This window comes from Burkholderia sp. F1 (genome assembly GCF_050813845.1).
Lineage (GTDB): Bacteria > Pseudomonadota > Gammaproteobacteria > Burkholderiales > Burkholderiaceae > Burkholderia > Burkholderia ubonensis.
This window is the reverse complement of sequence record NZ_CP172421.1, coordinates 3,182,985-3,193,910: the sequence shown is the minus strand read 5'-3', so window position 1 is coordinate 3,193,910 and position 10,926 is coordinate 3,182,985. Positions and strand designations below refer to the sequence as shown.

The 10,926-nt window shown below is 68.1% G+C and carries 8 protein-coding genes and 1 pseudogene; 5 read left to right on the top strand and 4 right to left on the bottom strand.

The features are described 5' to 3' along the window. Positions 1–920 precede the first annotated feature (920 nt). The 4 genes and pseudogenes from ACFIMZ_RS14995 to ACFIMZ_RS14980 all read right to left on the bottom strand — a co-directional run. A pseudogene (locus tag ACFIMZ_RS14995) lies at positions 921–1,004 on the bottom strand (hypothetical protein); the annotation flags it as partial. Positions 1,005–1,104: 100 nt separating this feature from the next. After that, entirely contained in the window at positions 1,105–2,259 is a 1,155-nt protein-coding gene (locus ACFIMZ_RS14990; protein WP_431820189.1) for a hypothetical protein, read from the bottom strand. A 297-nt stretch (positions 2,260–2,556) separates the two neighbouring features. After that, positions 2,557–4,731: a methionine--tRNA ligase gene (gene metG, locus ACFIMZ_RS14985; protein WP_431820188.1), complete on the bottom strand. Its 2,175-nt coding sequence runs from the start codon at positions 4,729–4,731 to the stop codon at positions 2,557–2,559. A gap of 373 nt (positions 4,732–5,104) precedes the next feature. After that, a complete protein-coding gene (locus ACFIMZ_RS14980; protein WP_431820187.1) occupies positions 5,105–5,752 on the bottom strand; it encodes an OmpA family protein in 648 nt (215 codons plus the stop codon). Positions 5,753–5,766: 14 nt separating this feature from the next. On the opposite strand from ACFIMZ_RS14980, the gene ACFIMZ_RS14975 reads away from it, so the two are divergent. From ACFIMZ_RS14975 to ACFIMZ_RS14955, 5 genes are all read left to right on the top strand, one after another. Further along, entirely contained in the window at positions 5,767–6,045 is a 279-nt protein-coding gene (locus ACFIMZ_RS14975; RefSeq protein ID WP_431820186.1) for a hypothetical protein, read from the top strand. Positions 6,046–6,092: 47 nt separating this feature from the next. Continuing rightward, positions 6,093–7,184 carry an iron-sulfur cluster carrier protein ApbC gene (gene apbC, locus ACFIMZ_RS14970; protein WP_431820185.1) on the top strand — a complete coding sequence of 364 codons (1,092 nt, stop codon included), beginning with the start codon at positions 6,093–6,095 and terminating at the stop codon, positions 7,182–7,184. A gap of 132 nt (positions 7,185–7,316) precedes the next feature. Next, complete coding sequence (locus tag ACFIMZ_RS14965; protein WP_059969093.1) at positions 7,317–7,853, top strand: superoxide dismutase family protein; 537 nt, start codon at positions 7,317–7,319, stop codon at positions 7,851–7,853. Positions 7,854–7,966: 113 nt separating this feature from the next. After that, positions 7,967–8,536 (top strand): dCTP deaminase, encoded by a 570-nt coding sequence (dcd, locus tag ACFIMZ_RS14960; protein ID WP_006398615.1) that lies wholly within the window; start codon positions 7,967–7,969, stop codon positions 8,534–8,536. 88 nt (positions 8,537–8,624) lie between these two features. Further along, the gene (locus ACFIMZ_RS14955) at positions 8,625–10,904 is read left to right on the top strand and encodes an arginine/lysine/ornithine decarboxylase (RefSeq protein WP_059537053.1); all 2,280 of its coding nucleotides are present in this window, start codon (positions 8,625–8,627) and stop codon (positions 10,902–10,904) included. Positions 10,905–10,926 lie beyond the last annotated feature (22 nt).

The following is a 10,926-nucleotide window of genomic DNA, read 5'->3' as shown; positions in this document are numbered from 1 at the left end:
GGCGGCGCGCGTCGCGTCGCGCGCGCAACCGGCTCAGCGGTCGTTCGCTCCTGTCGTCGCGCCCGGTTGGCCCGCCGCGCACGGAAGTAGTGACGGTAGCGCAGCGCGGCGGCCGCGACAGGCGGCGTGATCCGCGCATTCCACGATTCCAGCGAGAAGCCGTCGGCTTCCAGCCATTGCAGCAGCCGCGACACGCCCGCGTCGTCGGGCGGCACCACGAGGTCGACGTCGTTCAGCGGCGTATCGGTGTCGCCGGCGGCGCCGCCATCGGCATGACCCGCTTCGGCCGCGAGCCGGCGTGCGAAGCCGCCGATCACGGCGAACGCGAAGCCGTCGCGCGTCAGCGCGGCGAAGAGCGCACGGGCGGCGTCGGCGTCGCTCGCAAGCGGCGCCTTGCGGCACACGAGCGCGTACTCGTGCGTGCGATCGGTCGCGCCGTCGCCGTGCGGCGCGGGGCCGCCCGCGCGTTCGTAGATCAGCACGCGCTCCTCGTGCAGCACGAAGCGTTCGCCGAGCAGTCGCGCGACATCCCACGCGAGCGGCACGAACCGGCCGCCGAGGCGCAGGTTCTGCGCCATCGCGATGAACCAGCCGCCCGGTTCGAGCAGCGCGTGTACGCCCGCGAATACGTTGCGCATCCGTTCCAGATACGGCGCGTAGTGCGCGACGCCGTACAGCTGCCCGTCGGCTGCCTTGCCGGGCAGCTCGTCGCAGCCGAAGTACGGCACGCTCGTCAGGCACAGCGTGAACGGGCCGCCGGCGTCACGCGCGGCGGCTTGCGTCGCGGTGGTCGACAGGTCGCCCGCGAGCACCGGATGGCGGCCGGCCGGGGCGCCCGCCCGCGCGAGCCGTTCGCGCGCGAACGCCGCGCGCTCCGGATCGACCTCGACGCCGAGCGCCGGCGCGCCGCATTGCGCGGCGGCGACGAGCGTCGTGCCGAAGCCGCAGAATGGATCGACGATCCAGCCGCCCGGCGTCGCGTGGCTGCCGATGAACGGCACCATCTGCTCGACCCAGCCGCAATCGCGCGCGGCGAATGAATCCCGCGCGCGCAGGTCGGCGGGCAGGGTGGTGTCGGCGGCCTCTTCGGTCAGGCGCAGCCAGCTAGTCACGGTGGTCATCGTCGCTCCACAGGATGTCGCGCGTCGGTTGCCAGCCCGCGCACAGGTTGCCGTTCGGATGAAATACGAGCTTGTACACGGCGTCGCGCAGTTCATGCTCGCGCATCGCGCCGTAGTCGGACGCCTCGAACACGACCTCGAACCCGTCGCGGTGCGCCCAGCGCGCATTCCAGAAGTAGTAGCCGCCCGTCAGCGCGATCGGCTCGCACCGGGCGGCAAACGCGGGGTCGGCGACGCACGCGAGCAGCAGCGCGTCGATCGCGATCCGCGCCTGATCGACGTAGCGCCGCGTCGCGTTGTGCCGGTACGTGTCGGGCAGTGCGGAGAACTCGCGGAAGATCACGGCGCTCGCGCCGAGCGTGCGTGCGCGGTCCAGATAACGGAGCACGTCGGCCGGCGTCTCGATGCCGCCGCGCTGCACGATGCAGACGAGCTTGACCGGGAAGCGCTCGCGCGCGGCGGCGAACGCCGTCTCGAACGCGGTGTCGCGCATCACGGGCTGGCCGGGGCGAAAGCGCATGATCGACTGGTTCACGTCGTCGCGATCGTGATGGCGCGACCATTCGAGCCACGACAGCCCGAAGGTCGCGAGCGCGGGCAGCAGCGCGTCGCCGTGCTCGACGAGGCCTGCGCCGTTCGTGTACAGCACGCTGCCGCCGACGTCGGGGCCGTCGTCGCCGGCCGCGCCGAGGGTTGCGACGAGCGACAGCAGCCAGCCCGGATCGTCGGTGTTCTCGAGCCCGGACAGCGAATACGACAGCGGCACGCCGCGCAGCGCCCGCAGCGCGCGGCCGAGCCTGTCGAAATAGTTCGCGCCCGGGCGCTGGCTCGCGGCCATCGGGCCGGACGCGGTCTCGTCGATGAGCGTTTCCGAGCAGAACCGGCAGCGCGCGGAGCAGGGCTGCGCGGCGGCGTAGGGCGTGAACGTCAGCGGCTGCGCGAAGCGGATCGCGCGTTTGCCGAGCATGTGCGCGTGCCAGCGGGCATTGTCGTCGGCGGGCGGCTCGCGCAGCGCGAGCCACGCGAAGCGCTCGGCGAGCGCGCCGAACGCGCGGCTGCGCGCGACGAGCGGCGCGACGCCGTTCGCGTCGGCGACCGGCACGAGCGGGATCGGCATCGGGGAACGGGCGCGGCTCATGCGGGACGACGCGCGCGTCCGGCCGGCCGGGAGGGCATCGGGTGCGTTTTCATTTCGTTGTTCTGTGGACGGAGCCCGCCGCCACGGCCCGTGGCCGACCGCTCGCGGCGGTCTTCGGAATCCGGCGGGTTCCGGTGCTGCATAGTGCATCGGCATGCGCGAGCGGCTGCCGCGCAACGCGACATGGTAGCGGAATCCGTCCGCGGTACGCACCGGGCGGCGACCCGTGCGGCTCAAGCATAAAAAAACCCCGCACGCATCGTGCGGGGCTGTCGCGCCAGCGGCGGCGCGTGCCGCTTACTTCACGCGCATGCCCGGCTTCGCGCCGCTGTGCGGCTCGAGGATGTAGAGGCCCGGCTCGGCCTTCTCGTCGGTTGCCGACGCCGCGAGCACCATCCCTTCGGACAGGCCGAACTTCATCTTGCGCGGCGCGAGGTTCGCGACCATCACGGTCAGCTTGCCGACGAGCTGCTCCGGCTGGTACGCGGACTTGATCCCGGAGAACACGTTGCGGGTCTTCTCCTCGCCGACGTCGAGCGTGAGCTGCAGCAGCTTGTCCGAGCCTTCGACCGCCTGGCACGCGACGATTTTCGCGATGCGCAGGTCGATCTTCGCGAAATCGTCGATCGAGATGGGCGCGTCGGCGTCGTCCGCGCCGTTCGCGGCGGCGGCGGGCTTCGCGTTCGCCTTCGCGGCCTTGGCGTCGGCCGTCGCGGCTTTCGCGGCCTTCGCGCTGCCGGCCGCGTCCGTCGAGGTGCCCGCGCCGGCCAGCGAATCGCGGTTCGCGGCGAGCAGCGCGTCGATCTGCTTCGTGTCGACGCGGGTCATCAGGTGCTGGTACGCCCTGATCGGCTGTTCCGACGACAGCGGCTTCGCGGCGTCGGCCCACGCGAGCGGCGCGATGCCGAAGAACGCCTCGACCGCTTCCGCGATGCGCGGCATCACGGGCTTCAGCGCGAGCGACAGCAGGCGGAACGCCTCGAGGCTGACGCTGCAGGTCTCGTGCAGCGCGACGGCGTTCGCCGGATCCTTCGCGAGCTCCCACGGCTTCGCGCCGTCGACGTACGCGTTGACTTCGTCGGCGAGCTCCATCGTGTGGCGCAGCGCGCGGCCGTATTCGCGGGCCTCGTAGTGCGCGGCGACGCCGGGAATCGCGTCGCGCAGCTTCGCGACGAGCGGGTGGTTCATCGCGCTGTCCTGCACGCGGCCGTCGAAGCGCTTGAGCAGGAAGCCCGCCGCGCGGCTCGCGATGTTCACGTACTTGCCGACGAGGTCGCTGTTCACGCGCGCCTGGAAGTCGTCGAGGTTCAGGTCGAGGTCTTCCATCGTCGCGTTCAGCTTCGCGGCGAAGTAGTAGCGCAGCCACTCGGGATTCAGGCCCGTGTCGATGTAGCTCTGCGCGGTGATGAACGTGCCGCGCGACTTCGACATCTTCGCGCCGTCGACCGTCAGGAAACCGTGCGCGAACACGTTGGTCGGCGTGCGGTGGCCGGAGAACTCGAGCATCGCGGGCCAGAACAGCGTGTGGAAGTACAGGATGTCCTTGCCGATGAAGTGGTACTGCTCGGCGGTCGAGCCCTTGCGGATCCACGCGTCGAAATCGATGCCGCGCTTGTCGCACAGGTTCTTGAAGCTCGCGTAGTAGCCGACCGGCGCGTCGAGCCACACGTAGAAGTACTTGCCGGGCGCGCCCGGAATCTCGAAGCCGAAGTAGGGCGCGTCGCGCGAGATGTCCCAGTCGGCGAGCTTCGCCTCGCCGGCGTCGCCGAGCCATTCGCGCATCTTGTTGGTCGCTTCCGGCTGTGCGAGGCCGCCGACCCAGTCGCGCAGGAACGTTTCGCAGCGCGGATCGGACAGGCGGAAGAAGTAGTGCGTCGACGTCTTGCGCACCGGCGTCGCGCCCGACACCACCGAATACGGATTCAGCAGCTCGGTCGGCAGGTAGGTCGAGCCGCACACCTCGCAGCTGTCGCCGTACTGGTCCTTCGCGTGGCACTTCGGGCACTCGCCCTTGATGAAGCGGTCCGGCAGGAACATTTCCTTGACGGGATCGTACGCCTGCTCGATCTCGCGCTCGGCGATCAGGCCGTTTTCCTTCAGCGCGACGTAGATCTGCTCGCTCAGCACGCGGTTCTCGTCCGAATCGGTCGAGTAGAAGTTGTCGAACGACACGCCGAAGCTGTCGAAGTCGCGCTTGTGCTCGGTCCAGACGCGGTCGATCAGCTGCTTCGGCGTCAGCCCTTCCTTCTCGGCGCGCAGCATGACCGGCGTGCCGTGCGTGTCGTCGGCGCCGATGTAGTAGACCTCATGGCCGTGCATTCGCAGCGTCCGCACCCAGATGTCGGTCTGGATGTACTCGACCAGGTGGCCGATGTGGATCTGGCCGTTGGCGTACGGCAGAGCGGACGTGACGAGAATCTGGCGGCGGCCTTGCGGCGCGGCCTGCACGGAAGTGAGGTCGGATGCGGACATAGGGTCTGTAGAGGAACGGCGGGAAACCACTGGAAATTGCGATTCTAGCAGGGGCGCGGGCCGGACAGGCGGGTGGCCGGCGCAGGCGGCGCGGGCGGGACGCAGAGCACCGCAAGCGGCGTGCCGGGGTGTCGGATGTTGCGCTGCGGCACAAATTGCGCAGGCAAAAAAAACCGGGGCGGATACGGCCCCGGAGCAACAACGACAAGAGGAGAATGGTGACGCGCCGGCAACACCAGCCACGTACCGTAAAGAAAGACCACGGGCCGTGACAAAAGTTCGAAATTTTTTTCGATTTGTTAATGCCCCGCCGGAAGCGTTGTCCGGCGGGGCAGTGCGGGCGGCGCGCCCGCGCATTCCCCGCCCGCGCGCCTTACTGCTGCTGGGCAGCGCGCAGGTAGATCTCGACGCGGCGGTTCTGCGCGCGGCCGGCTTCGGTCGCGTTGTCGGCGATCGGGTTCGACGCGCCCATGCCTTGCGCCGACAGGCGGCCGCCGGAGACGCCGCGCTGCGTCAGCGCGTTGACGACGCTCTGCGCGCGGTTCTGCGACAGCGTCTGGTTCAGACCCGCCGAGCCGGTGCTGTCGGTGTAGCCGACGACCGACGCGGTGACCTGCGGGTTCTGGTTCAGCGTCGTGGCCAGGTCGTTCAGCAGCGGCGTGAACGCCGGCGTGATCGCGTACTGGTTCGTCGCGAACGTCACCGAGCTCGGCACGTTCAGCTTCAGCGAGCCGTCCGGCTGCTCGGTCACCTGCGTGCCGGTCTGGGCCGCCGACGGCGCGAGCTTGTTCTTGATCGCCTGCCAGTTGTAACCCGTCACGCCGCCAACCAGTGCGCCGACGCCTGCGCCGATCGCCGCGCCCTTGCCGCCGCCCGCCAGCGCGCCGATGCCGGCGCCCAGCGCGGCGCCCGCGCCCGTGCCGACGGCCGTGCTGGTGCCTTGCGGCGACGTCGCGCAGCCGGCGAGAACCGCACCGGCCAATACGAAGACGGACAAGCGGGTCGCGATTTTCATGTTCATCTGGGATTCCTCTCTTGGTTGAACGAGTCGACAACGACAACAACAACAGGTACGGCTTCCTGGGCAGGCCCGCCCGGAAAAAGGGGGCGATCCTGCACGCGCGGCGGCCGCATGCCCTGCCCGGCAGCGTGGCTGTTCGGGCAGCGCGACGCGTCAGCCTCTACAATATAGGCGGTACGGGGTCGATTTGGCCCCATGGCGTGCCGCACGCGCAGATTGCGCCGGCCCGCGCGTTCGCGCAATGGCATGCAACAGATTCTTTCACTTTTCCCGATTTTCGCCGCGTTATTTGATAATTCTTGACGTTTGAGCGCGAAAAGAACGTTTTCACGGAGTTTCGATGAGCATTGACCGGGCACTCGTCGACGCCGCGCTCGCGGCTGTCGTTGATCCCAACACCGGCCGCCCGTATGCGGCCAGCAAAGGCGTGCGCAACGTCGCGATCGACGGCGACGTCGTGAGCGTCGACGTGGTGCTCGGCTATCCGGCGAAGAGCCTTCACGACGACGTGCGCGCACGTGTGAGCGCGGCGCTCAAGGCCGTGCCGGGCGTGCGCGACGCGCGCGTCGCCGTCTCGCAGGACATCGTCGCGCATACCGTGCAGCGCGGCGTCAAACTGTTGCCGAACGTGAAGAACATCGTCGCGGTCGCGTCCGGCAAGGGCGGCGTCGGCAAGAGCACGACGGCCGTCAACCTCGCGCTCGCGCTGGCCGCGGAAGGCGCGTCGGTCGGCATCCTCGACGCCGACATCTACGGCCCGTCGCTGCCGACGATGCTCGGCATCCATGGCCAGCGGCCCGAGTCGCCGGACAACCAGTCGATGAACCCGCTCGTCGGCCACGGGCTGCAGGCCAACTCGATCGGCTTCCTGATCGAGGAGGACAACCCGATGGTGTGGCGCGGCCCGATGGCGACGTCGGCGCTGGAGCAGCTGCTGCGCCAGACCAACTGGCGCGAGCTCGACTACCTGATCGTCGACATGCCGCCGGGCACCGGCGACATCCAGCTGACGCTCGCGCAGCGCGTGCCGGTGACGGGCGCGGTGATCGTCACGACGCCGCAGGACATCGCGCTGCTCGACGCGAAGAAGGGCCTGAAGATGTTCGAGAAGGTCGGCATCCCGATCCTCGGCCTCGTCGAGAACATGAGCATCCACGTCTGCTCGAACTGCGGCCATGAAGAGCACATCTTCGGCGCCGGCGGCGCGCAGCGGATGTCGAAGGACTACGGCGTGAACGTGCTCGGCAGCCTGCCGCTCGACATCGCGATCCGCGAGCAGGCCGACAGCGGCGCGCCGACGGTTGCGGCGGATCCGGACGGCAAGCTCGCGCAGCGTTATCGCGAAATTGCGCGCGGCGTCGCGCTCGCGATTGCCGAGCGCGCGCGCGACATGACGTCGAAGTTTCCGAGCATCGTTGTTCAAAATACGTAAAACCCTTGCGGGGCGGGGCCGGACGCTGTTTACGCCGCCGCGAGGCGCGGTATCATGGCGACTTTTCCAGGGTCCCTTTACCCGCCCGGCGGGCGCCACGTCACACGCGGCACCCGCCGGCATGAGGAACGCATGAACGAACGACATCACGGCGCGCGCGCCGGCAGCGTGCGGCACGCGCTGCTGGCCGCCGCCGCGCTGGGCCTCTTGGCCGGCTGTACTTCCTTTTCATCGACGCACGAAAAGCGCGCCGACGCGCAACTGCAACCGACGGTCGGGTCGCAGGCGCGCGGCATGGTGACGCTCGTCGAGCGCCCCGACGGCGTGCAGGTCACCTACAACCTGGTGGGCCTGCCGCCGAACAGCGACCACGCGCTGCAGGTGCACGAGCGCGGCGACTGCAATGCGGGCGACGGCTCGAGCGCCGGCCAGGTGTTCGCGCCGGCGGCTGACCGGCTTCGCGCGGGCGCTCGCGTCGCCGGCGACCTCGGCAATATCCACGCGGACGCGAACGGCGTCGCGGCGGGCTTCATCGTCGCGCCCGACCTGGCCCTCGACGGCGTGCGCTCGGCGTTCGGCCGCTCGGCGCTCGTGCATCGCGACCCGAGCGATCCGGCGTTCCCGCAGCACGGCGCGGGGCCCGCGCTCGCGTGCGGCGTGATCCGATGAAAAGGCGCCGCATGCGTGCCCGCGCGATCGCGTAAAATGTGCGCCTTTCCCGGCCGCCGCCCTGTGCGGACGGCCTTCCCTGACAGTCACGCAGCGTTTTCTGGCGCCCATTTATGAGCATCAAGTCCGACAAGTGGATCCGGCGCATGGCCGAAGAGCACAAGATGATCGAGCCGTTCGTGCCCGATCAGGTCCGTGCGTCCGAAGACGGCCGCAGGATCGTCAGCTACGGCACGTCGAGCTACGGCTACGACATCCGCTGCGCCGACGAATTCAAGATCTTCACGAACATCAACTCGACGATCGTCGATCCGAAGAACTTCGACGAGGGTTCGTTTGTCGACTTCAAGGGCGACGTGTGCATCATCCCGCCGAACTCGTTCGCGCTGGCCCGCACCGTCGAATATTTCCGCATTCCGCGCACCGTGCTGACGGTCTGCCTCGGCAAGTCGACTTATGCGCGCTGCGGGATCATCGTCAACGTGACGCCGTTCGAGCCCGAATGGGAAGGCTACGTCACGCTGGAATTCTCGAACACCACGCCGTTGCCCGCGAAGATCTACGCGAACGAAGGCGTCGCCCAGGTGCTCTTCTTCGAGAGCGACGAGGTGTGCGACGTGTCGTACGCGGATCGCGGCGGCAAGTATCAGGGGCAACGGGGTGTCACGCTGCCGAAAACCTGATCTGGTTGCATATCCGCTGAACACCGACCGGTTATCGGGTGACCGCTGCGCGTGACGCGCCGCGGTCGTTCTTTTTGGAGATTCGCCCATGAAGTTTCGTTTCCCCGTCGTGATCATCGACGAAGATTTCCGCTCCGAGAACATCTCGGGCTCGGGCATCCGGGCGCTGGCCGAAGCGATCGAGAAGGAGGGCGTCGAAGTCCTCGGCCTCACGAGCTACGGCGATCTGACGTCGTTCGCGCAGCAGTCGAGCCGCGCGTCGTGCTTCATCCTGTCGATCGACGACGACGAACTCATGCTCGGCGAGACCGGTCCGGACGGCGAGCTGCCCGAACTGGCCACCGCGATCATCGAACTGCGCGCGTTCGTCAGCGAAGTGCGCCGCCGCAACGCGGACATCCCGATCTTCCTGTACGGCGAGACGCGCACGTCGCGCCACCTGCCGAACGACATCCTGCGCGAGCTGCACGGCTTCATCCACATGTTCGAGGACACGCCGGAGTTCGTCGCGCGCCACATCATCCGCGAGGCGAAGGTCTATCTCGACTCGCTCGCGCCGCCGTTCTTCAAGGAGCTCGTCAAGTACGCGGACGAAGGCTCGTACTCGTGGCACTGCCCGGGCCACTCGGGCGGCGTCGCGTTCCTGAAGAACCCGCTCGGCCAGATGTTCCACCAGTTCTTCGGCGAGAACATGCTGCGCGCGGACGTCTGCAACGCCGTCGACGAACTCGGCCAGCTGCTCGACCATACGGGCCCGGTGGCCGCGTCCGAGCGCAACGCGGCGCGCATCTTCAGCGCCGATCACCTGTTCTTCGTGACCAACGGCACGTCGACGTCGAACAAGATCGTCTGGCATGCGACGGTGGCGCCGGGCGACATCGTGCTCGTCGACCGCAACTGCCACAAGTCGATCCTGCACGCGATCACGATGACGGGCGCGATCCCCGTGTTCCTCACGCCGACGCGCAACCACTTCGGCATCATCGGCCCGATCCCGCGCGACGAGTTCAAGCCGGAGAACATCCGCAAGAAGATCGAGGCGAACCCGTTCGCGCGCGAGGCGATGCGCCAGAACCCCGACATGAAGCCGCGGATCCTGACGATCACGCAGAGCACGTATGACGGCGTCGTCTACAACGTCGAGATGATCAAGGACCTGCTCGGCGACCTGCTCGACACGCTGCACTTCGATGAAGCGTGGCTGCCGCATGCGACGTTCCACGACTTCTACCGCGACATGCACGCGATCGGCGACGGCCGTCCGCGCACCGGCGCGCTCGTGTTCGCCACGCACTCGACCCACAAGCTGCTCGCCGGCATCTCGCAGGCGTCGCAGATCGTCGTGCAGGATTCGGAGAACCGCACGTTCGACAAGCACCGCTTCAACGAGGCGTACCTGATGCACACGTCGACGAGCCCGCAGTACGCGATCATCGCGTCGTGCGACGTCGCGGCCGCGATGATGGAGCCGCCGGGCGGCACCGCGCTCGTCGAGGAATCGATCGCCGAGGCGATCGACTTCCGCCGCGCGATGCGCAAGGTCGACGCCGAGTACGGCGACGACTGGTTCTTCAGCGTGTGGGGGCCGGAAGACCTCGCGCAGGAAGGCATCGGCTCGCGCGAAGACTGGATGCTGAAGCCGAACGACCGCTGGCACGGCTTCGGCCCGCTCGCGGAAGGCTTCAACATGCTCGACCCGATCAAGGCGACGATCATCACGCCGGGGCTCGACGTGGACGGCGAATTCGGCGAGACCGGCATCCCGGCCGCGATCGTCACGAAGTACCTCGCCGAGCACGGGATCATCGTCGAGAAGACGGGCCTGTACTCGTTCTTCATCATGTTCACGATCGGCATCACGAAGGGCCGCTGGAACTCGATGGTGACCGAGCTGCAGCAGTTCAAGGACGACTACGACAACAACCAGCCGCTGTGGCGCGTGCTGCCGGAATTCGTCGCGCAGCATCCGCGCTACGAGCGCGTCGGCTTGCGCGACCTGTGCACGCAGATCCACGACGTGTACCGCGCGAACGACATCGCCCGCCTGACGACCGAGATGTACCTGTCGGACATGGAGCCAGCGATGAAGCCGTCGGACGCGTTCGCGAAGCTCGCGCACCGCAAGATCGACCGCGTGCCGCTCGACGAGCTCGAAGGCCGCGTGACGAGCATCCTGCTGACGCCGTACCCGCCGGGCATTCCGCTCTTGATTCCGGGCGAGCGCTTCAACAAGACGATCGTCAACTACCTGCGGTTCGCGCGCGACTTCAACGAGCGCTTCCCGGGCTTCCACACCGACATCCACGGCCTCGTCGCGGAAGAGGTGAACGGGCGCGTCGAGTACTTCGTCGACTGCGTGCGCGATTGACGATGGAACGGAATCGAATCGG

Excerpts from the sequence above, each read along its gene's own strand:
- ACFIMZ_RS14990 (WP_431820189.1), bottom strand. The coding sequence starts at position 2,259 with ATGAGCCGCGCCCGTTCCCCGATGCCGATCCCGCTCGTGCCGGTCGCC.
- metG (WP_431820188.1), bottom strand. The coding sequence starts at position 4,731 with ATGTCCGCATCCGACCTCACTTCCGTGCAGGCCGCGCCGCAAGGCCGC.
- ACFIMZ_RS14980 (WP_431820187.1), bottom strand. The coding sequence starts at position 5,752 with ATGAACATGAAAATCGCGACCCGCTTGTCCGTCTTCGTATTGGCCGGT.
- apbC (WP_431820185.1), top strand. The coding sequence starts at position 6,093 with ATGAGCATTGACCGGGCACTCGTCGACGCCGCGCTCGCGGCTGTCGTT.
- ACFIMZ_RS14965 (WP_059969093.1), top strand. The coding sequence starts at position 7,317 with ATGAACGAACGACATCACGGCGCGCGCGCCGGCAGCGTGCGGCACGCG.
- dcd (WP_006398615.1), top strand. The coding sequence starts at position 7,967 with ATGAGCATCAAGTCCGACAAGTGGATCCGGCGCATGGCCGAAGAGCAC.
- ACFIMZ_RS14955 (WP_059537053.1), top strand. The coding sequence starts at position 8,625 with ATGAAGTTTCGTTTCCCCGTCGTGATCATCGACGAAGATTTCCGCTCC.